The sequence below is a fragment of the Flavobacterium sp. genome, from assembly GCF_035456085.1.
GTDB lineage: Bacteria > Bacteroidota > Bacteroidia > Flavobacteriales > Flavobacteriaceae > Flavobacterium.
Genome location: NZ_DATIDY010000136.1, coordinates 1 through 24,755, shown reverse-complemented (window position 1 = coordinate 24,755; position 24,755 = coordinate 1). Strand labels below are relative to the sequence as shown.

14 protein-coding genes are annotated in these 24,755 nt (G+C 34.1%); 9 read left to right on the top strand and 5 right to left on the bottom strand.

All coding sequences use genetic code 11. The annotated features are described in order from the left end of the window. Positions 1 to 121 precede the first annotated feature (121 nt). The 7 genes from ilvD to VLC96_RS10755 all read left to right on the top strand — a co-directional run bounded on the left by ilvD (position 122) and on the right by VLC96_RS10755 (position 9,311). The gene (ilvD, locus tag VLC96_RS10785; RefSeq protein ID WP_325262850.1) at positions 122 to 1,795 is read left to right on the top strand and encodes a dihydroxy-acid dehydratase; all 1,674 of its coding nucleotides are present in this window, start codon (positions 122 to 124) and stop codon (positions 1,793 to 1,795) included. 81 nt (positions 1,796 to 1,876) lie between these two features. After that, positions 1,877 to 3,574 (top strand): biosynthetic-type acetolactate synthase large subunit, encoded by a 1,698-nt coding sequence (gene ilvB, locus VLC96_RS10780; protein WP_325262848.1) that lies wholly within the window; start codon positions 1,877 to 1,879, stop codon positions 3,572 to 3,574. 6 nt (positions 3,575 to 3,580) lie between these two features. Further along, positions 3,581 to 4,099 (top strand): acetolactate synthase small subunit, encoded by a 519-nt coding sequence (gene ilvN, locus VLC96_RS10775; RefSeq protein WP_325262846.1) that lies wholly within the window; start codon positions 3,581 to 3,583, stop codon positions 4,097 to 4,099. A gap of 73 nt (positions 4,100 to 4,172) precedes the next feature. Further along, positions 4,173 to 5,645: a ketol-acid reductoisomerase gene (ilvC, locus tag VLC96_RS10770; protein ID WP_325262844.1), complete on the top strand. Its 1,473-nt coding sequence runs from the start codon at positions 4,173 to 4,175 to the stop codon at positions 5,643 to 5,645. 413 nt (positions 5,646 to 6,058) lie between these two features. Continuing rightward, positions 6,059 to 7,969: an acetate--CoA ligase gene (acs, locus tag VLC96_RS10765; RefSeq protein WP_325262842.1), complete on the top strand. Its 1,911-nt coding sequence runs from the start codon at positions 6,059 to 6,061 to the stop codon at positions 7,967 to 7,969. A 344-nt stretch (positions 7,970 to 8,313) separates the two neighbouring features. Continuing rightward, positions 8,314 to 8,691, top strand: a complete 378-nt coding sequence (locus tag VLC96_RS10760; RefSeq protein WP_325262840.1) for an ankyrin repeat domain-containing protein — start codon at positions 8,314 to 8,316, stop codon at positions 8,689 to 8,691. An 89-nt stretch (positions 8,692 to 8,780) separates the two neighbouring features. Next, positions 8,781 to 9,311 (top strand): hypothetical protein, encoded by a 531-nt coding sequence (locus tag VLC96_RS10755; RefSeq protein ID WP_325262838.1) that lies wholly within the window; start codon positions 8,781 to 8,783, stop codon positions 9,309 to 9,311. Between the two features lie 68 nt (positions 9,312 to 9,379). Here VLC96_RS10755 and VLC96_RS10750 read toward each other — a convergent pair whose 3' ends face one another. The 4 genes from VLC96_RS10750 to VLC96_RS10735 form a co-directional block, all read right to left on the bottom strand. Then, positions 9,380 to 9,985, bottom strand: coding sequence for a DUF2238 domain-containing protein (locus VLC96_RS10750; RefSeq protein ID WP_325262837.1), 606 nt, complete (start codon positions 9,983 to 9,985; stop codon positions 9,380 to 9,382). A 27-nt stretch (positions 9,986 to 10,012) separates the two neighbouring features. Continuing rightward, positions 10,013 to 11,050: a cytochrome d ubiquinol oxidase subunit II gene (gene cydB, locus VLC96_RS10745; protein ID WP_325262836.1), complete on the bottom strand. Its 1,038-nt coding sequence runs from the start codon at positions 11,048 to 11,050 to the stop codon at positions 10,013 to 10,015. A 4-nt stretch (positions 11,051 to 11,054) separates the two neighbouring features. Then, positions 11,055 to 12,407 carry a cytochrome ubiquinol oxidase subunit I gene (locus tag VLC96_RS10740; RefSeq protein WP_325262835.1) on the bottom strand — a complete coding sequence of 451 codons (1,353 nt, stop codon included), beginning with the start codon at positions 12,405 to 12,407 and terminating at the stop codon, positions 11,055 to 11,057. A 68-nt stretch (positions 12,408 to 12,475) separates the two neighbouring features. After that, complete coding sequence (locus tag VLC96_RS10735; RefSeq protein WP_325262834.1) at positions 12,476 to 13,564, bottom strand: M42 family metallopeptidase; 1,089 nt, start codon at positions 13,562 to 13,564, stop codon at positions 12,476 to 12,478. Between the two features lie 83 nt (positions 13,565 to 13,647). Between VLC96_RS10735 and VLC96_RS10730 the strand changes: the two genes are divergently transcribed. Together VLC96_RS10730 and VLC96_RS10725 are read left to right on the top strand one after the other, a co-directional pair. Further along, complete coding sequence (locus VLC96_RS10730; protein WP_325262833.1) at positions 13,648 to 14,307, top strand: DUF4294 domain-containing protein; 660 nt, start codon at positions 13,648 to 13,650, stop codon at positions 14,305 to 14,307. A gap of 430 nt (positions 14,308 to 14,737) precedes the next feature. Beyond that, on the top strand, positions 14,738 to 21,631 hold the full coding sequence (locus tag VLC96_RS10725) for a S8 family serine peptidase (RefSeq protein ID WP_325262831.1): 6,894 nt from the start codon (positions 14,738 to 14,740) through the stop codon (positions 21,629 to 21,631). A 467-nt stretch (positions 21,632 to 22,098) separates the two neighbouring features. Here VLC96_RS10725 and VLC96_RS10720 read toward each other — a convergent pair whose 3' ends face one another. Further along, complete coding sequence (locus VLC96_RS10720; protein ID WP_325262830.1) at positions 22,099 to 24,714, bottom strand: beta-glucosidase; 2,616 nt, start codon at positions 24,712 to 24,714, stop codon at positions 22,099 to 22,101. Between the last annotated feature and the right edge of the window lie 41 nt (positions 24,715 to 24,755).

The following is a 24,755-nucleotide window of genomic DNA, read 5'->3' as shown; positions in this document are numbered from 1 at the left end:
TTAGTCGTAAGTGTCATTGTGATCATCACATATGAAAAGGGATTGTTATAAATATATATGAAAACATATTTAAAACCTCCCAATAATTTGGGAGGTTTTTTTTTAAATAAAACATAAATTAATGGAGTTAAATAAATACAGCAAGACAATTACTCAGGATGTCACTCAACCAGCTGCGCAAGCAATGTTGTACGGAATTGGTTTGACAGAAGAAGATCTAAAAAAAGCTCAGGTCGGAATTGTGAGTATGGGGTATGAAGGTAATACTTGCAACATGCATTTAAATGATTTAGCTAAAGATGTGAAGCAAGGAGTTTGGAATGCTGATCTTGTTGGATTAATATTTAATACTGTTGGTGTTAGTGATGGAATTTCAAATGGAACTGAGGGAATGCGTTATTCATTGGTTTCGCGTGATGTAATTGCTGATTCCATTGAGACAGTAATGGGAGCGCAATGGTATGATGGATTGATTGCAATTCCTGGTTGTGACAAAAATATGCCAGGAGCATTAATTGCAATGGGAAGAGTAAATCGCCCATCAATTATGGTATATGGAGGAACAATTCACTCAGGCAATTGGAAAGGAGAAAAACTTAATATTGTTTCTGCTTTTGAAGCATTGGGGAAAAAATTCCAAAAAACAATTTCAGATGAAGATTTTAATGGTGTAATTAAAAATTCTTGTCCTGGTCCAGGAGCTTGTGGCGGAATGTATACTGCCAACACAATGTCTTCAGCTATTGAAGCTTTAGGGATGAGTTTGCCTTATAGTTCTTCTAATCCAGCTTTGAGCGAGGAAAAGAAAAAAGAATGTGACGATGCTGGAAAAGCAATTAGAATATTATTAGAAAAAGACATTAAGCCTAGAGATATTATGACTCGTAAGGCTTTCGAAAACGCTATTACTATTGTAGCTGTTTTAGGTGGTTCAACAAATGCTGTTATGCACTTAATCGCTATGGCACATTCTGTTGATATTGAGATTACCTTGGATGATTTTCAAGCAATAAATGACAGAACACCAGTTCTTGCAGATTTGAAACCTAGTGGTAAATATATGATGGAGGATTTGCACGCTGTGGGTGGAGTTCCAGCTGTAATGAAATATTTATTGAAAGAAGGTTTAATTCACGGTGATTGTTTAACAGTAACAGGAAAAATAATTTCAGAGAATTTAGCAAACGTTCCTGATTTACAAGATGGTCAAGAAGTTGTATTTGAAATTCAAAAAGCATTAAAATCTACAGGAAATATACAAGTTTTATATGGCAACCTTGCAGAAGAAGGTGCTGTAGCTAAAATTAGTGGTAAAGAAGGAGAATATTTTGAAGGAACAGCAGTTGTATTCGAAAGTGAATTTGAAGTTATTCCCGGAATCGAAAAAGGATTAGTAAAACCTGGAAATGTAGTCGTCATCAGGTATTGTGGACCAAAAGGTGGGCCAGGGATGCCTGAAATGCTAAAACCAACATCTGCAATTATTGGTGCTGGATTAGGAAGCAGTGTCGCACTGATTACAGATGGTAGATTCTCTGGTGGTTCACATGGTTTCGTGGTAGGTCACGTTACACCTGAAGCTTATGATGGTGGTGGAATTGCCTTCGTTGAAAATGGTGATATAATTACTATAGATGCAGTCAAAAATACTATCGATCTTAAAATTAGTGAAGAAGAATTTGCAAAAAGACGTGCCAATTGGGTACAACCGCCTTTAAAAGCAACAAAAGGTGTTCTTTTAAAATATGCAAGATCTGTGTCAAGCGCATCTACAGGATGTGTTACCGATAAATAATAACAATCCGCTTCGTGTGGACACAATTAAGTTACAAAGCTTTAGCAGAATATAAAATGCAAAAAGCTAAAAAATAATAAAATGGAAAATAATAAAATATCAGGGGCAGAAGCCGTTATCAGATGTTTATTGGCAGAAGGAGTTGACTTGGTTTATGGATATCCAGGTGGGGCGATCATGCCAGTTTATGACGAATTATATAAATTTCAGGATCAATTGCATCATGTTTTGGTGCGTCACGAACAAGGTGCAGCTCACGCTGCGCAAGGTTACGCAAGAGCAACTGGTAAAGTTGGTGTTGCTATTGCAACTTCAGGGCCAGGAGCTACAAATTTAGTAACTGGAATTGCTGATGCACAAATTGATTCTACGCCTTTAGTTTGTATTACAGGACAAGTTGGAAAGCATTTATTAGGCTCTGATGCTTTTCAGGAAACAGATATTATTGGAATTTCAACTCCAGTTACAAAGTGGAATTACCAAGTTACAGAAGCTCATGAAATTCCAGAAATTATTGCAAAAGCATTTTTTATAGCAAGATCAGGTCGTCCAGGTCCGGTTTTGATTGATATTACTAAAAATGCTCAATTTGACGAATTGGATTTTAGTTATAAAAAATGTACTTCGATTAGAAGTTATCATCCAAGACCGGTTTTAAATCTTAAAAAAGTTGCAGAAGCTGCTGATTTAATTAATAATGCCAAAAAACCGTACATTATTTTTGGTCAAGGTATTATATTAAGTGAGGCGGAGGAACAATTAAAAAGATTTATTGAAAAATCTGGAATTCCAGCTGCCTGGACAATTTTAGGACTTTCAGCTTTACCAACGGATCATCCTTTAAATGTTGGAATGGTAGGTATGCATGGTAATTATGGTCCAAATTTATTGACCAACGAATGTGATGTCTTAATTGCGTTAGGAATGCGTTTTGATGACCGTGTTACTGGAAATTTAGCCACTTATGCTAAACAGGCTAAAGTAATTCATTTTGAAATTGATCATGCAGAAATTGATAAAAACGTAAAAACTGATATCGCAATTTTAGCAGATGTTAAAGAAGCATTGACAGCTTTGATTCCGTTAATAGATAAAAATGCTCATGATGCATGGCATAACGAATTTAAAGAAAAATATAAAGTTGAATTTGATGCAGTTATCAACGAAGAGCTGAAGCCGAATGAAGGAAAAGGAATTTCTATGGGTGAAACTATGGAAATGATTAACAAACATTCAAAAGGAGATGCAATTATTGTTTCAGACGTGGGACAACATCAAATGTTTGCTTGTCGTTATGCTAAATTTAATTCGACCAAAAGTAATATTACATCTGGTGGTTTAGGAACGATGGGCTTTGCTTTACCAGCGGCAATTGGTGCCAAAATGGGTAAACCAGATCGTGAAGTTGTTGCTATAATTGGAGACGGTGGTTTCCAAATGAATATTCAGGAATTGGGAACTATTTTTCAATCACAAGTTCCTGTGAAAATTGTGGTTTTGAACAATGAATTTTTAGGGATGGTTCGTCAATGGCAAGAATTATTCTTTGATAATCGTTATGCATCAACCAAAATGATTAATCCAAATTTTACTGCGATTGCCGAAGGATATCATATCAAATCCAAAAAAGTAATCAACAGAGAAGATTTGGATGGAGCTGTAGCAGAAATGATGGCTTCAAAGGACTCCTATTTCCTAGAAGTTATGATAGAGAAAGAAAACAACGTATTCCCAATGATTCCAACAGGAGCTTCAGTTTCCGATATGAGATTAAGTTAAAAAATTATGGAAAATAAAATGTTCACCATTTCTGTTTATTCAGAAAATAACGTTGGCTTACTTAATAGAATATCTGGTATATTCTTAAAACGCCACATAAATATTTTAAGTCTAAATGTTTCAGAATCTGAAATTGAAAATGTTTCAAGATTTATAATCGTTGTTAATACCACTGAAAAGTGGGTAAAAAACATTGTAGGCCAAATAGAAAAACAAATTGAGGTTATCAAAGCATTTTATCATGTAGATGAAGAAACTATCTTTTTGGAAAGTGCAATCTTTAAAATAGAATCCAGTTTGCTTTTTGACGAAAGACAAATTCAGAATATTATAAAAGACAGTAAATCTGAAATTGTTACTGTTTCAAGAGATTTTTTTGTGATTTCAAAATCAGGAAAACGTTCAGAGATTGAAGATCTGTATGCAAAATTGAAACCGTTTGGGATTATGCAATTTGCACGCTCAGGAAGAATATCAATTTCAAAGCAAAAAATGGAAATTTCAGCATTATTAGAAGCTTTGTAAAAAGATAACATATTAAAATTTAGATAATTACAATACAAATATTAAATTTACATTCATTAAATATTAAAAAAAAATGGCAAATTATTTCAATTCATTACCACTTAGATTACAATTAGAACAATTAGGAGTTTGCGAATTCATGGATCAATCAGAATTTGCAAATGGAATAGAGGCTTTAGCAGGAAAAAAAGTAGTCATTGTTGGTTGTGGAGCTCAAGGTTTGAACCAAGGTTTAAACATGAGAGATTCAGGTTTAGATATTTCATATGCGCTACGTGCTGATGCTATTGCTGAAAAAAGAGCTTCTTTTAAAAATGCGACAGATAATGGTTTTAAAGTAGGTACTTATGAAGAATTAATTCCAACCGCTGATTTAGTTTGTAACCTTACACCAGATAAACAACATACGGCTGTTGTTACAGCTATCATGCCATTGATGAAACAAGGAGCTACTTTGGCTTATTCTCATGGTTTTAATATTGTAGAAGAAGGGATGCAAATCCGTAAAGACTTAACAGTTATTATGTGTGCTCCTAAATGTCCAGGATCTGAAGTTCGTGAAGAATATAAAAGAGGTTTTGGTGTACCAACTCTTATCGCTGTTCACCCAGAAAATGATCCTAATAGTTTAGGTTTGGATCAGGCCAAAGCTTATGCAGTTGCAACTGGGGGTCATAGAGCAGGAGTTTTGAGATCTTCTTTCGTTGCCGAAGTGAAATCTGATTTAATGGGCGAGCAAACTATCCTTTGTGGTTTATTGCAAACTGGTTCTATATTATGTTTTGACAAGATGGTTGCTGAAGGTGTTGATGCTGGATATGCATCGAAATTGATTCAATACGGATGGGAAACTATCACTGAAGCTTTAAAACATGGTGGTATTACTAACATGATGGATAGATTGTCAAATCCAGCCAAAATTGAAGCATTTAAAGTTTCTGAAGAATTGAAAGATATTATGCGTCCATTATTCCAAAAACACATGGATGATATTATTTCTGGTCATTTTTCTAAAACAATGATGGAAGACTGGGCTAACGATGATAAAAATTTATTAACTTGGAGAGCTGCAACAGGCGAAACTAATTTCGAAAAAACTCCAGCTGGAAATGTTGAAATTTCTGAGCAAGAATATTTTGATAATGGAGTATTAATGGTTGCAATGGTTAGAGCTGGTGTTGAGTTGGCTTTTGAAGCTATGACAGATTCAGGTATCATTGAAGAATCTGCTTACTATGAGTCATTACACGAAACTCCATTAATCGCTAATACAATTGCAAGAAAAAAATTGTTCGAAATGAACCGTGTAATTTCTGATACTGCTGAGTACGGATGTTATTTATTTGATCACGCTTGTAAGCCATTAATTGCTGATTATGTAAAAAATGCTCCAAGTAACTTAATTGGTCGTCCATTCAATAATGGAAATAATGGAGTTGATAATAAAGAATTAATTGAAGTAAATTCAATTATCAGAAATCATCCTGTAGAAGAAGTAGGGGCTTGGTTGAGAGAATCAATGACTGCAATGAAAAAAATTGTATAAAAAAATTAATTAATACACATTTATTGTGTGCGGGGATATGCATATATCAAAAAGGTTTAAATATTTTGAATTAGTAAGCACTTATTTGATAATTGGATGATATTTATGCATAATTACATTCACTTAACTTCGATTTTACTGTAAGTTAAGTGAAGTAATCCCTGATTGTTTTAAATATTCTTTTCTTTTTATAAAAGAATAAAATTGTTATTAAAGAGATATTTTATAAAAGGGCATTTTAGTTTCTATTTTGCCCTTTTCTTGTGTTTAATTAGTTGATAAATCCAAAACGTTATAGAAAAGACATTAAATTCCATTCAAGTATGAATTTTATTCTTTTTTTTTAACATTTTGCAAATTAATAGTTTTGAAAATCGAACAGATTTAATACTTTTATAAAAAAATTAAAAAAGATGAGTTATTTTAAAATTGATAATCTAGAACAATACTTTAAACATTATAATAAGTCGATACGTGAACCTCGAAAATTTTGGGGAAAAATAGCAGAAGAAAATTTTACATGGTATCAATACTGGGACAAGGTTGTCGATTTTAATATGGCCGATGCCGAAGTAAAATGGTTTGTTGATGCAAAAGTTAATATTACAAAAAACTGTATTGATAGACATTTAGCCAAAAAAGGAGAAAAAACGGCAATCATTTTTGAACCTAATGATCCTTCAGAGGAAGCGTTACATATAAGTTATAATGAACTTTATGAGCGTGTTTCTAAAATGGCCAATGTTTTAAGAGAGCAAGGTATTACTAAAGGTGACCGTGTATGTATTTATTTACCAATGATACCGGAATTAGCAATTTCTGTTTTGGCGTGTGCGAGAATAGGTGCTATACATTCAGTTATATTTGCTGGTTTCTCTGCATCGGCAGTTGCTTCAAGAATAAATGATAGTCAATGTAAAATGGTAATTACTTCTGATGGTGGTTATCGCGGAAATAAAACCATTGATTTAAAAGGAATAATAGATGACGCTTTGCAAAATTGTCCAAGCGTTACCTCAGTATTGGTTGCTAAAAGAACAAATGCTGAAATCAACATGAAAGCTGACCGTGACCAATGGTTGCAACCTTTACTAGACAACGCTATGAATAGTAGTGTTGCTGAAATCATGGATGCCGAAGATCCTTTGTTTATATTATATACTTCAGGATCAACAGGTAAACCTAAAGGTATGGTTCATACAACTGCAGGGTATATGGTTTATACAGCCTATACTTTCAAGAATGTCTTCAACTACGAAGAAAATGATATATTCTGGTGTACTGCAGATATTGGTTGGATTACCGGACATTCCTATATTTTATACGGTCCATTATTGAATGGAGCAACAACTGTAATTTATGAAGGAATTCCTTCTTATCCTGATTTTAGCCGTTTTTGGGAAATTATTGAAAAGCATAGAGTAACTCAATTCTATACTGCTCCAACAGCAATTCGTGCATTAGCCAAAGAAAATTTATCTTATATTCAAAAATTTCCATTAAAATCTCTTAAAGTAATTGGTTCTGTTGGTGAGCCTATTAATGAGGAAGCTTGGCATTGGTACAATGATCACGTAGGAGGGAAGCGTTGTCCGGTTGTAGACACTTGGTGGCAAACCGAAACAGGTGGAATTATGATTGCTCCATTAGCATTTACAACGCCAACTAAACCTACGTATGCTACTTTACCTTTACCTGGAATTCAACCCGTTTTGATGGATGATAAAAATAATGAAATAGAAGGCAATCAAGTAGATGGTAGTTTATGTATAAAATTCCCATGGCCTGGTATTGCAAGAACTATTTGGGGAGATCATAAAAGATATATAGAGACTTATTTTTCTGCTTTTCCTGGTAAATATTTTACAGGTGATGGTGCTTTACGTGACGAAGTTGGATATTACAGAATCACAGGACGTGTTGATGACGTCGTTATTGTTTCTGGTCATAATTTAGGAACTGCTCCAATTGAGGATGCTATCAATGAGCACCCAGCTGTTGCTGAATCAGCAATTGTCGGTTTCCCTCATGATATCAAAGGAAATGCTTTGTATGGATATGTTATTCTAAAAGAATCTGGTGAATATAGAGATAGAGATAACTTGACAAGAGAGATTAATCAATTTATTGCAGATCATATTGGACCAATTGCTAAATTAGATAAAATACAATATGTTACTGGTTTACCAAAAACAAGATCTGGAAAAATTATGCGACGTATTTTAAGAAAGATTGCTGAAGGTGATAATTCTAATTTTGGTGATATCACAACCCTTTTAAATCCTGAAATTGTAGATGAAATTGTTAAAGGTAAAATTGCCTAACAAAACTTAACATAAAAACTGAAACTGCTTCAATATTGAAGCAGTTTTTTTTTGGCTTAAATTTAATTTTTCATTTATGTTAAATTTTTCTAAAACTAGTAACATTGTTGTTGATATCCAGTCTATTAGGTAAAGTAAAAGATTCCAAAGACAATATTTAAGCATTTTATTTTTTGTTAAATCGAAAATTGAATTACTGATTTATTCAGTAAAACAGATTTAAAAGTTAATTAAAAGTTAAAATTAAGTACTTTGTAATACACAATACCTTTTTAAAGATATATATTTGCATAGGATATTATTATATAAAACAATTTATTATCATCAATCAAAAATTAATCATTATGAAAAAACCAATCATTTATTTAGGAGTTGCATTATTGGCAACAGCAAATGTTTTATTTGCATCAAATGTTCAATCCTTATCAACTGCTTCTCAGAATATTGAGATCGGTCCATTAGTAACACCTTTAGGAACAGCTATCCTTAAAGGGGATTTGGAAACTGTAAAAAAGTTTGTAGAGTATGGGGCTGATGTAAACGAAAAGTCAAATGGAATGACTTTGTTAATGATAGCTGCCCGTTACAATAAAACAGAAATAATTAAATTTTTGTTATCTAAAGGGGCTAATGTTAGTGAAAAAGATGAAAACGGCTTTACAGCATTAAAACATGCTGAATTATCAAATGCTCAAGAAGCTATTCAACTTTTGAAACAATAACAAAAAAACAGTTTTGAGACATCATATTTTATGATGTCTCATTTAAAAAAAATCATCAAAATCAAAAATCAATCAAAAATCAATCAATCATGAAAAATTCAATTTTAATCTTAGGTATTGCATTAATATCATTTTCTGGTAATGCAAAAAATACAGTAAATAATAGATTTTGTCCACTTCAAAATACTACTTATACAGAAAATAATTGTGGCGATCCAAATAAAGCGACAAAATTTGAAAAACCTTCTTTATTAGAAGATTCAGAAATTTTTAATCCAGAAACAGTAATTGCTTATAATCCTAAAACAGTAGAGGATATTATCAAAGAAGGGGATAAAATTGTTGAAAAATCAAATTCTGCTAATGAAGAATATGAACTTTATGAAGAATCAATGAAAGCTTTAATTGCTCAAAATGATTTAATTATTGAAAATACTATTTCAAATGAAACTCGTCCTCTTTATATTGAAAGAACTATTGAAGATAAAATTGCTGAATTGGAATTAATCATTGAAAGCACTGAAACCAACGAAGTTCAGCCTTTGGATTTTAATGTTATTAATGGTAATTCTGTATTAAAAAATTCATTCAATGCTGAAAAATTTATCGGAATGAATTAAGTATAAATAACGCTTAGAGGTTTTAAAAAGAAAGCATCATTATAAAGGCTAATGTTGCTTTTTTTTATTTATAAATTAAACTGTTTTTTCAATTGGTGATCATGTACTTTTGATAAAGTTACTAAAGCAGTAATAGCTCCAATAGTTGCAAACAACATATCAGATTGTGTATCCCAAACATATCCCTGAGTTCCCAAAAAAGCATCGCCACCGTCTCCTGTAGCGATAGAAACAAACCATTCGATCCATTCATAAGCGGCACTAATGGCCAAACAAATGCAAACAATTATAAAGTTGAAAAAATTTTGATTGGCTATTACATTTTTTCTAATAAATAATTCTCTTATAATCATCGCAGGTACAAACCCTTGAGCAAAATGACCGATTTTATCATAATTGTTTCGGCTTTGATGAAAGGCTTCTTTGATATAGTCAAAAAAAGGAACTTCAGCATAGGTGTAATGGCCACCAATAAAAAGTATAATACAATGAATCAGAATCAATGTATACGTGAAGTTGGTAAATCTGAATTTTTTGAAAGTAAATATTAAAATTAAAAGTCCAATTATTGCCGGAATAATTTCCAGGAAACAGGTAAATCCTTCTTTCGGATTGATAATGGACCAAAGAAATACTGCCGCAAAGACTGTTAATAAAACATAAATGTATTTCATAAGATGGGGGCTAAAGTTTATCTTTATTTAATAGCTAGTATCGTCAAGTTTTACTTTTCCATTAAATGTTCTGTATAAAAAGAAGAAGTATGTTGCTAATAAAGGTGCACCAATAACAACTATAGTCAACATAATACCTAATGATTTTTGTGAAGAAGCTGCATTGTAAATAGTTACATTGTATTTCGGATCAATAGTTGAAATTAAAAGTGTGGGATACAATTGCAAGGCGACAAGAATTAGTAAAAAAGCCATTGTCAATGACGAAAAAATCAATGCCATCATATATTGTTTTTTTGAAACCAGTCGCGGTACATTGGCGACAGCCAAAAATGAAATAACAGGAACGATAAAATAAACTGGGTGAGTCCTAAAATTTGCGGTAACCTCTGGAATGAATATCAAGGTGTACATTGTAGTAATTCCAAAACTAATGATGAAAAAAATCATTCCTTTTTGGAGCAGGAAAGTTAGTCTTTCGTGTAACCTTCCTTCTGTTTTTAATAAAAGATAAATCGCCCCTTGTGTCATAAATATAGATAAAGTTGTAAACCCTACCATGATTGCATAAGGATTTAGAAAATAAAAGAAGACACCTCCATGATAAGTGAAATTAGGACCTAAAGCAAAACCTAGTAAAATATTGCCTAAAACAACTCCGAGTAAAAAGGCGATCGAAATACTGGAAACACTGTAAATGATATCCCAACTTCGTCTCCACCACAACATTTCTTCGACACTTCTGAATTTTATAGCTGCAGCACGGAGCACATTTAGCATTAAAAAAAGCATAAATGGAACATACATTGCCGAAAGCATAGCGGCATACATAACCGGAAATCCTGCAAATAATGCACCACCGCCAATTATTAACCAAACTTGATTAGCATCCCAAACAGGGGCAATGGCGTTTATGGCAATTCTTCGGCTCAAATCTTTTCTCAAAAATAAATGCCATGCTCCGGCACCAAAATCAAAACCTTCTAAAATGGCATAACCCGAAAAAAGTAATCCGATTACCAAATACCATAATGTTGGATAGTCAATTCCTAAAAATGTTTCCATACTATTAAAATGATTTGAAAGTTATAGGATTTGTTGATTCGTCATACGGTCCGTGTTTTATTTTTTTGTCGACAGCGTATAGAAATAAGACAAGCAATAAAGAATATACAACTGTAAACATTATCAATGAAAACACAATTTGATTGGCCGAAACTTCTTGAGAAAATGCTTCGCTGGTTCTTAAATGTCCATATACTACCCAAGGTTGTCTACCCATTTCGGCAGTAAACCAACCCACTTGATTAGCTATCTGAGGTAAAATAACCGAAAATGAGAAAACCCACATAAGCCATTTGGTTTCAAACAATTTTCCTCTCCACCACAAAAAGCTGGCATATAATGAAATTAAAATTAACGTTAGTCCAATAGCAATCATAATGTGATAAAATTGAAAAACAGCATTTATTTGACTTGGTCTATCTTCGACAGGAAAATTATTTAATCCTTTTATTGGGGCATTAAAATCTTGATGAACCAAAAATGATAATCCACCAGGAATTCCAATTCCAGTTACTTTTTGTTTTTCTTTATCAACCCAGCCGAAAAGATATAAGTCGGCAGGTTTGTCTTTTTCAAAATGACCTTCCATTGTTGCTAGTTTTGCAGGTTGATTGACAGCAACTCCATCAGCAGAACTGTGACCTGAAACTAATTGCATCAGAGAAACCAAAGTCGCAACAACCAAGGCTATTTTGAATGCTTTTTTAGATATTTCGATAAAACGACCTTTTCTAATATAATAAGCATGCACACTTAAAACAAGAAAAGCGCCTGCTAAAATTGCACCTTGCCAAGTATGGATAATTCTGTCAACACTTGAAGGATTGAAGACCATTGCCCAAAAATCAGTCACTTCGGCGCGGGCATGCAATCCTTCACCAACAATATGATAACCTGCAGGGGTTTGTTGCCACGAATTAGCTACCACAATCCATACGGCTGAAAACATAGAGCCTAAAAACACTCCTAAAGTTGAAACAAAATGAGCCCAAGGTTTAACCCGATTCCATCCAAACAGCAATATTCCAAGAAATGTACTTTCCAATCCAAAAGCGAATAATCCTTCGGCGGCTAATGCACTGCCAAAAATATCGCCGACATAACGTGAATATACAGCCCAGTTTGTCCCAAATTCAAACTCCATAATGATTCCTGTAGCCACACCGATTCCAAAAGTTACAGCAAATATTTTGATCCAAAAACGAGTCAAGATTTCATAATCTTTATTTCCGGTTTTGAGATAAAGACCTTCCAGAATAACCAGTATCAGACCAATACCAATACTTAACGGTGGATAGATATAATGAAATGCAATTGTAAAAGCAAACTGTATGCGGGCAAGTATTTCAACATCCATGGCAAAGTTTTTTGTTAAATATTTATATAAAAAAAAGCATCACTATAAAATGATGCTCTTTAGATTATTTATTTAAAATAGGAAAAGGTCTCGTTATTTTCAATTTTCAAAAGTGTTTCATAAATCAATTTGATTACATTTTCGACATCATCACGATGAACCATTTCGACCGTTGTATGCATATATCGTAAAGGTAGCGAAATTAAAGCCGACGCCACACCACCATTGCTATATGCAAAAGCATCAGTATCTGTACCAGTAACTCTTGACGAAGCCAAACGCTGGAACGGAATGTTTTTCTCGACAGCAGTGTTTAGAATCAATTCTCTCAAATTATTTTGAACAGCAGGAGCGTAAGTCACAACAGGACCTTTTCCAATTTTAGTTTCACCTTCAATTTTTTTATCAATCATTGGCGTTGTTGAATCGTGGCAAACATCCGTCACAATAGCAACATTTGGTTTGATAGTTTGTGTGATCATTTCGGCACCTCTTAAACCAACTTCTTCTTGGACTGCATTCGTAATATATAAACCAAAAGGCAATTTTATATTATTTTCATGAAGTAAACGGGCTACTTGAGCAATCATAAAACCTCCCATTCGGTTATCGATAGCACGACAAACAAATTTATTCTCGTTCATAATCATAAATTCATCTGGATAAGTAATAATGCATCCTACATGAACTCCCAATTTTTCAACCTGTTCTTTGTTTTCGCAACCTAAGTCGATAAAAATATTGCTAATCTTAGGGTTTTCTTCTTTATCTCTGTTTCTTGTATGAATGGCTGGCCAACCAAAAACACCTTTTACAATTCCATTTTTAGTATGAATGTTTACACGTTTTGAAGGAGCAATTTGATGATCAGAACCACCATTTCGAATTACATATACCAAACCATCTTCGGTGATATAATTTACGTACCAGGCAATTTCATCGGCATGACCTTCGATGACAACTTTGTAAGGGGCATCAGGATTAATAACTCCGACAGCGGTTCCATAAGTATCGGTAATAAATGTGTCAACATAAGGTTTTAAATAATCCATCCATATTTTTTGTCCTTCACTTTCAAATCCGGTAGGAGAGGCATTATTCAGGTATTTTTCTAAAAAGTCTATAGACGATGTATTCAGTATTGATTCAGTACTCATATAAATTATTTTTTTGCTAAATTAGAAATTTGTCTTTATAGTTCTATATTTAATGTATAGTTTTGTGTTAAAAATATTTCTTCATGAAGCCCTATATAATTTTATTTTTTTGCTTTTTTTCATTCCTTTCTGTTCATGCTCAAGACCCGAAAAATGACAATACTCCAATGGGTTATGTACTGACAGAAGCAGATAGTATATTTGGAGATACAATTGTATTACCAGAATTGCTTATTGAAAGACACAAAATGAGTGAAGAAGATAAAAAGCAATTTTTATTACTACAAAGAAGAGTTTATGCCACTTATCCCTATGCGAGAATTGCATCTGAGAGATTGACAGCATTAAATAGAGGTATGGAAAAATTCACTAATAATAGAGATAAAAAGAAATACTTCAAGATTGTCGAGGATTATTTAAGTAACGAATTTGAGGCACGATTAAAAAAACTTTCCAGAAAACAAGGTCAAATCCTAGTCAAATTAATTGATAGACAAACAGGCGTGACAACTTATGATTTGATTAAGAATCTCAAAAGTGGATGGAAAGCATTTTGGTCAAATACAACCGCAAATATGTTTAACATTGATTTAAAAAAGAAATATCAACCTTTTGAAGACAATGAAGATTATTTAATTGAAACCATATTAGTCCGTGCATTTGAATCAGGGAGATTAAGGAAGCAGGAAGCTGCAGTTCCAATCGATTACGAAAAACTTGACGAAGCTTGGTCTAAAAAATGATAATACTAATCAAACAAAACTATTAGCTTTTAAAATATTTTAAATAGGTAACTATTCTCAGAATGGTTGCCTATTTTTTTTTAATATATGTTTTGTTATGCATTCAATTAATCGAAAATGGAGAAGATTGTGATTTTATTTTATGCATTAAATTGGAATCATGAGAAGATATTTTTTTAATGTTTTTAAGTTGTTAAGCATGAATGAATTACAAATTTGATATTCCTCTCTTTTACAAATCAAATTGTTTTTGTATTAATTTAACAATTTACGCGTATTTTTTTAAAAATAAAACAATATTTTTCATACGTTTTTATCAATAATGTTTTTCTTAATGGTTGTTTGTTAAAAATTTATTTTGTAACATATTCATTATTAATTAATTAGTAGCTTTACTGTATTGATTGTTTAATTAAATAAGAAAGTACAGATGAGAAAAAAATTACTCGGTTTTATTTTGATACTTTTTGCCATTTCAGGATGGTCGCAAAATGTAAATCAAAATGACTATACAATTTCAATCAACGGAAATAGTATAATTACGACCCCAAATTTTAAGCAACAAGTTGAAGGACTGAAACAAAACACTAGTAAACAAAGTCCGAAAACAGAATACACGGTGCTTCAATTCAACAAAATTCCATCTTTAGCCGAACAACAAAAGCTAAAAGAACAGGGCGTGACTTTATTAAACTATTTGTCTGCGAATGCTTATTATGCCGCAGTAAATACTCAGTTTTATTCCAGAGGCGCGGTTTCTGATAATATTAGAACACAAATAACAGTAAATCCATCATTTAAATTGGATCCTGTTATCGCAGAAGGAACAATTCCAGATTATGCCTTGGGAGTAAATAACACAATAAAAGTTGTGGTTAGCTATTTTAAAGGTGTAGACAGCAAGACTCTTACACAAGATTTGGCTAATTTGTCTGTCAAAAACATAAAAAACAATCCTCTTTTTGATGAAGTTTATATTGAAACTTCGAAAGAAAAATTACAACAAATAGCTACACTAAATTGGGTTCAGAATATCGAATTAATTCCTGCACCTGTTGAAAGCGATAATTTACCCGGAAGAACTTCTCACAAAGCCAATGTGCTTAATTCTGAAATTCCAGGATTAGGTTACAGTTTGACTGGGAAAGGAGTAAAAGTCGGTGTATGGGATGGTAATATCGAAAATCATAAAGATTTCACAGGGAGAGTTATCAATAGAGAATATGAAACTAATTCTTCTCATGGTGAACATACTGCAGGTACTATTGGTGGGGCGGGTTTACTAGATCCAAGAGCAAAAGGAATGGCGCCTGAGGTTTTTATATATGGTTGGAATTTTAATACTCAGTCTAATGGATTACCAGTTTATGCAGAGAGAGAGTTGGCTGCAAAAAATGATGGGGTAGAACTTACTTCAAACTCCTATGGAATAAACCTAGCCACTGGTTATAACAGATTTAGATATGATGCTGGTGATCGTGGTGATGATAATGTTACAGTAAAATATACTTATCTTCTAAATGTTTATTCTAATGGAAATGCACAATCTGCATATGCAGGAGGATTTAATACTTCAACAAAAAACTCCAAAAATGCATTGCATGTTGCAGCTAATGATCCTAATGATGTTATAAGTAGTTATAGCAGTTTTGGACCAACAATTGATGGAAGGCTGGTGCCTCAAATTGCTGCTGTTGGTACCAATGTTTATTCATTAGATTATAGTAACGGATATCAGGTTATGAGCGGAACATCAATGGCAACTCCTGGAGTTTCAGGAACTGTGGCGTTGCTTTATGAAAGATATAAAAACACTTATAACACAAAACCATTAGCTTCTTTGATGAAAGCGCTAGTGACAAATACAGCGCACGATGCTGGAAATCCTGGGCCTGATTATAAATATGGATTCGGAAATATAAATGGATTAAGAGCTGTAAAAGCCTTAGACAATAAAACGTTTTATACAGCATCGGTTGCAAATGGCGAAGTTTATGAAAAAGAAATTGTAGTCCCATCTGGATTAGTGTCATTAAAAGTAATGCTTGCTTATTCAGATCCGGGCACAACACCAGGTGTTTCAACCATTCAGGTGAATGATTTAGATATTAAAATTGTAAAAAATGGAGTAACGACTCTCCCATGGGTTTTAAATCCTACTTTACCAAATGCAAATGCTACAAGGGGAGTTGATAAATTGAATAATATAGAACAAATTACTTTGGACAATCCCGAAGCAGGTTCTTATAAAATTATTGTAACGGGAACTAAGGTTCCTTTAGATAGTCAGGAGTTTTCAGTAGTTTATGATTATGTTGCTCCGGAATTGATTTTGACTTACCCGATTGGTCGCGAAAAATTTAATACAGATTCAACAGAATATATTCGTTGGGATTATGAAGGAGAGCCAAAACCATTTACACTAGAATATTCTGAAGATGGTGGAGTAAATTATAAGATAATAGCAAAAGACATTCCATCATCAGCTAGAAATTTTCTTTGGAAAGTACCAGCAGGTATAGCCGCAAATGCCAAAATTCGTGTTAGCGCCGGAAGCAAAGTAGATGTTTCCAGAGAGGTTTTTACAATTATGACAGAACCTAAAAATTTGACGATAGAACCTGCAGTATGTGGAGTATCATCTTTTAAATTGGATTGGGAACCTATTGCCGGAGCAAAATATGAAGTTTTGAAAATGAATGGCTATAAATTTGATGTTGTAGCTACAGTTACCGATCCGACCTATACTTTTGAAAATCTGACAGTCAGTGAAGATAACTGGTTTTCTGTCCGCGCGATTGATATTGCTACAGGCATAACATCAGAAAGAGTAAAAGCTGTAAATGTAGATCCTGTTTCTGCGCCAGTTCTCAATGCATCAAATTTGCCATTTAAAGAGGATTTCAATGATAGAAAAGCAACAAATTATGTTTTTTATAAAGGAAAAACAGGCGTTGTAAAATACGAATTTATAGACCCCGTTTTGCTCGATGGAGCAAAAATGGCGGGTTCAGGAGATCCAGGAGCTGCACCGTGGGTTCCAAGCACAGTTGTGAATGCTTTTCCTGCTAATCCTGATTATATAAAGGGAGTTGCATTCTGTGATATTGATGGGACAAATTTGGCTGGTAAGGCAATCCGCTTAAAATTTAATTTGCTCTGGAATACTGTTGGTCAGGTAAATACAAACTTTTTTAGAGTGGTAGTTAATGGTACTGTATTAAAAAGTAACGAAAATATTAGTATTTACGGCGGCACGACTTTATCAGGAAATAAAGTTTTGACGTATGATTTGTCGGCTTATGCGGGAACTAAATTCAGCGTGAAATTAGAATCTGTAATCAATAATGATTTCATAGTAGTCAATAATGAAAATGTTTATAGTTCCGTTTCTGTTGATAATGTAGAAATATTTGAAGCTACAGCTACCGATTTAAAATTATCTGCGTTAATTCCAAATACCGGACTTACCGCCTCAGAAACGGTAACTGTAAAAGTGTTCAATAATTCACCTGTTGCTATAAGTAATATTCCGGTTTCTTATAAAATAAACGACGGAGCAGCAGTGGTAGAGAATATTCCTGGACCAATTAACCCATTGACTGAAATAACTTATAGTTTTACTCAAAAAGCAAATTTTTCTGCACCAGGATTTTATACTGTAATTGCCAGTGTAAATTATCCAGACGACGTAGTTCCAGAAAATAATAGTATTACCAAAAATGTTTTAAACATAGGCAATGATGTTTTGAGTGGTTCGGCAGCTGTAACAACCTGTTCGGCAGCATTCACAGATAGTGGAACACGTTTTGGAAATTATGCTGACAATCTTAGTCAAATTACAACTTTCAAGCCTGGTACGGTAGGAAGCAGTATCAAGGTTGATTTTACAGCTTTTGATCTAGAAGAGGGGTATGATTATTTGTATGTTTTTAATGGACCAACCACAAACGACCCATTATTAGGCGCTTTTACAGGAGCTACTCTACCGCCATCTTTAAGCTCTACAGCTGCTAATGGGGAATTGACATTTGCATTTGTATCAGATGAAGCTGTGAATACAGCAGGATGGATTGCTAATATCAGTTGTGTTGAAAAACCAACTGTAAATGATGCAGGGGTTGTTTCAATTATTAGTCCTGAAATTCTTGGTAAAAAGACAAGTACAGAAGATATAACTATTGAAGTAAGCAACTTCGGCCCCGTAGCTTTGACAAATCTTCCGGTATATTATCAAATAAACGACGGTGTAAAAGTTACAGATGTTGTACCAACGATTGATGCCTATTCTACAGTTGCTTTTACTTTTGCAACAAAAGCAGATTTATCTACAGTTGGTGCTACTTATAAAATCAAAAGTGGTGTCGATGTAGCGGATGATAATCCTGAAAATGATGCTGTTGAAAAAGAGGTGCTCAATAAAAATGATTTGCCTTTGCATGACAATGTTAATGGTTTTGCAATTTCAAAATTAAAATTCAAAGATGTTATAAATACTTCTGGAATCTCAGGTTATACCGATTTTAAAAATATAAAAATCCCTGTATATGCAGGATTTACTTATCAACCGGAGGTTACAATTACCAAACCAGAAGCTCCTCTTACCAGAGATATAACTGGATCGGCTGGTGTTTTTACAATGATCGTGATTGATTTGAATGGAGATGGTAATTTAACAGACGAGTTTTATGCCGGTAATTTTTGGGTAAATACTACTGCAACTTCTGCTGCTCCAGCAATTCCATCAACAACGAGTACACATTATTTTAGACATTATTTTACTCTTGCACCAGCTTTGACAATACCTGCTAATACAACAGCTGGTGAAAAATTAATGCGCATTGTTCATATGTTTCGCGCACCAGGTGAAGATTATAATGTAAATCTTGGACCAACTACTGACGGGCTCACTAGTTCTAGTCCAGATTTTGAAGTAGAGGAATATACTATAAATGTGTTGCCTTTTACAGCTGCAGATGCTAGTGTAGATGCAATCACATCTCCTATAAAACCTGGACTAAAACCAGTGACAGTAAAAGCAGTTATACGTAATTATTCAGAAGGCGATATTTCCAATTTTCCAGTTGCCTATAAAATCAATGGCGGACCAGAAGTGGTTGAAACTTTTACAGGAACTATTCCAAAAGGAACCACAGCTTCATATACATTTACAGCAAAAGCTGATGTAAGTGCGGTGGGTGATTATTCTATCGATGTTTATACCAAATTAGAAGGAGATACCGATCCTACAAATGATCTAAAAACAGTGACTTTTACTCATGTGGCTAATTATCCAGTAAATGTTGCAGCAACTTTTGATGGAGTAAATGATTATGTAAAAACAGATATCACTCCGCCATTAGCATTGAGCAATAACTATACCTTTGAAGCTTGGGTTAATCAAAAGCAACCATCAGTCTTTGGAAGAATTTTGGATAAAAGTACCGTATTAGCATTCATACACAACAATAACAACCTTGTCACTTATAAAGAAAACAGTTTGGTACTTTCTATCACAACTGCCTCTGGTTCTTATGTTCTAAATACAGGATTGAATTCAATTCAGCAAAATAAATGGCATCATGTCGCCTTCTCTGTAAGTGCTACAAATGTTTATACAATTTACATTGATGGTGTTTCCGTTCCTTATACATCAACAGGCACAGCTGCTCCTGCAAATAATAATGCAAATGCTGCGGCTTTCATCGGAAATAATGCTGGTTTGGCCCGCGGTTTAATTGGGAATATAGATGAAGTCAGAATTTGGTCAGGTGTTCGTGATCAGGCAACAATTGCTGCCAATACAATGACAAAATATATTGGAAATGAACCTGGTTTATTGGCTTACTACCCATTCAATGAAGGAAACAAACAGTTTGTTTTTGATTACTCACCAAATGATAATACTGCTGTTGTAACAAATGCCAATACAGATCAAATTGGAGAAGGAAAGTTTTGGAATATTCCAGTTTTATTACAACAATTAGAATTTCCAAATCAGCTTTCGTCTTCATATGATGCCGCTTCAAAAACCTATACTATTTTATTGAATGATGGAGCTGATGTCAAAAACCTAGTGGCAAATTTTTCAGTAGGAATGAACAGTTTGGTAAAAATAAATGATGTCCCTCAAATAAGTGGTGTAACTGTAAATGACTATACAAACCCTGTTACTTTGACTGTAGTTGGCGTAGGTTTTAATACCGGTATTATTGAAAATTATACTGTAAAAATCCTTTCAGGCTTAAGTAATGAAAGTAAATTAATTAGCTATACTTTCAAACCAGAAGATAATCCAGGATTGCCTCAGGAAATAGTTACGACTATTGTTGGTAACAACGTTGTGGCCGATGTTCCTTACGGGTATAATTTATCTAATTTAAAGGCAAGTTTTCAGGTTTCACCAGGGGCAGAGCTTTATATTGATAATGTAAAACAAACGGGTTTCAAAACAACACCATTAGATTACTCCATACAACGAATCGTTTCCGTTATTTCCGAGAATAAGCTTTCGCAAACAAATTATGTGATTACGCTGAATGTAGGTGAAAACAGCGAAGCCAATTTTATTAGCTATTCGGTACAAAATCAAGTAGGTACTAGCCAAATTGATGTTGCTGCAAAAACAATAAAATTATACGTCAACAACAATGCAACTTTATCTTCATTATTGCCGGTATTTCAGGTTTCAGATTTTGCAACAGTTACTTTGGGCACCATTGTACAAAGCAGCGGAATAACACCTCTAAATTATACTTCGCCATTTGTATATAAAGTTACCGCTGAAAACGGCACAACAGTAAACTGGACCGTTACAATCGAAAGAGCAAAACCAGTAATCACGCTTTTGGGCGATGCAGTTGTTACCCTCAATCGAGGATGCGTTTACACTGAACCTGGCTTTGTTGCCACAGATAATTTGGGCACAGATATTACCGCTTCGGTGGTGGTTTCTGGAATAGTTGATGTCGAAAAATCGGGTCAATACATTCTTACGTACACAGCCAAAGATGCTTTAAATAACGAATCATCAATAACTCGTACGGTAAATGTTACTGGTATTGAATGTACTTTAGGTGTCGATACCAATGTTGTCAAAGGTGTTGCTATTTTTCCAAATCCAGTAACAGATCATAAATTAAATATTGTTACTCCATCCAATAGCACCAAAAAAATACAATTGACTGATGTCTCCGGAAAAAATGTATTTTCGTTACAAACTGCAAATAACATATTGAATCTGCCTTATTTGCCAAAAGGAATTTACGTAATCAAAGTAGAACAAGACGATAAATTAACCACCCAAAAATTAATCATAGAATAATAGTTTTGAAGTTTATTACAAATGCCTGGAGTTTTTCTTCAGGCATTTTTTTATTATAATTAATCGTTGTCAAAAAAGGCATCTTTCGCTTTTTAAATATTATAAACCCAGTTTGCGCATTTGGCAACGGATTATACTGATCTACGGATTCGAACCCGATTGAACATCAAAATTTAGGTTCTCTGTAAGTGTAAAAATAAGTGTAAATCAGTTGTATCCGTAATGTCCGTGGCTAATTTAAGTTTAAAAGTAATTATGATTTTAATGCGGAATTTGGGATAAAAATAAGGACCTCTACAAAGATTGGTACTTTTAATTGCTAGGATCCCTACGGGATGACAAACTGTGTGTTTTGTGTGGTACTTAGAAGTTTTTTAGCAGCCACTAAGTATATAAAATACAGTAAAGCCTTTTTGTTGTGACAAAAAGGCTTTACTGTTTTAATTTTTAACCTAAATCAAATAATTCTATTTTTCAAGTACGATTTGTTTGCCAGTAATTAGGAATCGACCAATTTTTGTATCTTTTGATTCATCTGGCAATTTCCCTCCAACAGAAACCGTAAACCAACCCGGTTCCACAACACGCAGGTCTTTTTTATTAATCATTGATAATTGTCTTGGAGTAATTTTGAAACTAACAGTTTTAGTTTCTCCTTTTTTAAGGCTGATACGTTCGAAACCTTCTAACTGCCAAATAGGGCGTGGGGTAGAGGCTTTTTCATCTTTCAAATATAATTCTGTTACTTCTTCTCCGTCACGGTCGCCAATATTAGTCACATCAACAAGTATTTCCAACTCTTTGTCCGAGTCACTAGTCGCTGGAAGCTGAAGTTTGTTGTATTTAAATTTAGTATAACTCAAACCAAACCCAAAAGGATAAAGTGGTTTTTGTGTAAAATAGCGATAAGTGCGGCCTTCCATATTATAATTTTCAAAAGCCGGAAGTTGATCTACAGATTTGTAATAAGTAACAGGTAATCGACCAGCTGGGTTATAATCTCCAAAAAGTACATCGGCAATAGCATTGCCACCTTGTTGACCAGGATATCCTGCGGTGATAATGGCTGGAACGTGATCATTGGCCCAATTTATCGAGAGTGCACTTCCATTTATCAAAACAACAATCACAGGTTTTCCTGTCGCTACCATAGCCTGCATTAATTCTTGTTGATTCGCTGGTAAGTCAAGACTAGTTCGGTCTCCACCTTCAAAACCTGCAGCTTCTACTTTCATTTCTTCGCCTTCCAAACGTTCATTCAATCCCAAAACCAAGATTACAGCATCAGCTTGATTAGCAACTTCGGTAGCTTTCTGCAACATGTTTTCTTCTGGTTCTGCCCACAACAGTTGCGCTATGGCATCACCATAGAAATTTTGGTATTTCACTTCTATTTTATATTTTTTTCCAGCTTCTAATTCGATTTTTTGTGAGCGAATGCGTGGATGGTGATTATTCTTCCCGCCAGATGCCTCTTTTGCTTCGATTTGAACAGTCATAAAAGGTTTCGACCATTCAGAAATATCGTAGGTTCCTGTTTTTGGTGGTACAATATAGCCAGTCCATCGAACGCTATAATTTCCTATTTTCATGCGGGGATCTGGCGTATTGATATCCCAATGAAAATCAATATTATCATCAACACGAGTAAAAAGCGGCTTTCCTTTCCAATCTACATTGTCAAAATATTCAGCAGTTAATCCTTGCGTACCATTTTCGTTTTGAAGGTAAATTGACGGAATAGGGTTCATTTCCGGAACTCCTTTTGCAAGATCTGTTCCTTTAGCATACAGTATTTTTGCATTTGGTTCCAGTTTATTTTTGATCCCTTTTAAAACCGTTACAGGATTACTTGGAACGCCACTGTAATTTCCCCATAATGATTGTACATCATTAGCATTTGGTCCAATTACGGCAATAGTTTTTATGTTTTTTGAAAGTGGGAGTGTCTGATTCTGATTTTTCAAAAGAACAATACTTTTTTGTGAAGCAACGCGTGCTAAATAATCATGAGCAGAATTATTATTAACTGAATATGGAATTTGAGCGTAAGGTACAATTTCGTCAGGGTCAAACATTCCAAGTTTAAATCGCGCTGTAAACAAACGTTTTACGGCAACATCAAGATCTTTTTCGGTAATCAATTTGCGATCTAGTGCTTCTTTTAATGATTTGAAATCAGTTCCGCATTCCAAGTCCAAACCATCTTTTACTGCTAATGCCGAAGCTGAAGCAGCGTCATTGGTAATTTTATGATATTTCCAAATATCGGTTACAGCACCACAATCGGATACAATGTAGCCATTAAAGCCCCAAACATTTCTCAGGATATTAAACAAAAATGGACTCGCACTAGCTGATTCTCCTCGAAAACGGTTATAAGCGCCCATTATTGAGTACACATGTCCTTCTTTTACCAATGCGCGAAATGCAGGCAGATATGTTTCATACAAATCCACATCACTAGTTTCGGCGTTGAAGTGATGGCGCGATGGCTCAGGACCAGAATGCACAGCAAAATGCTTGGCGGTAGCGATCACTTTGAGGTATTTTGGATCATTTCCCTGAAGCCCTTTTACGTAATTAAGTCCCAATTGGCTGGTAAGAAATGGATCTTCTCCGTAAGTTTCATGCCCACGACCCCAGCGCGGATCACGAAAAATGTTAATATTTGGAGACCAAAAAGTTAATCCTTCATACATACCGTGTTGTCCTCGTCTTAGATATTCGTGATGTTTGGCACGCGCCTCATCAGAAATAACATTGGCAACATCAAAAATTAATTGACGATCCCATGACGAAGCAATCGAGATAGATTGCGGAAAAACCGTTGCATATCCAGCACGCGCAACACCATGCAATGATTCGTTCCACCAATTGTATTCCGGAACATCAAGGCGTTCAATAGCTGGAGCCGAATCCATCAATTGATTGATTTTTTCTTCTACAGTCATTCTTGAAACCAAATCATTTACACGCTGTTCTATAGGTAAGTCGGTGTTTTTATAAGGTAATTTTGTTTGTGCAAAGGCGTTTAATGCGAGCAAATTCAATACAAACGCGAGATAATGTATTTTTTTCATTGAGCTTTAATGGTTTTTTGGTTAAAGTGTTTTTAGGTTAT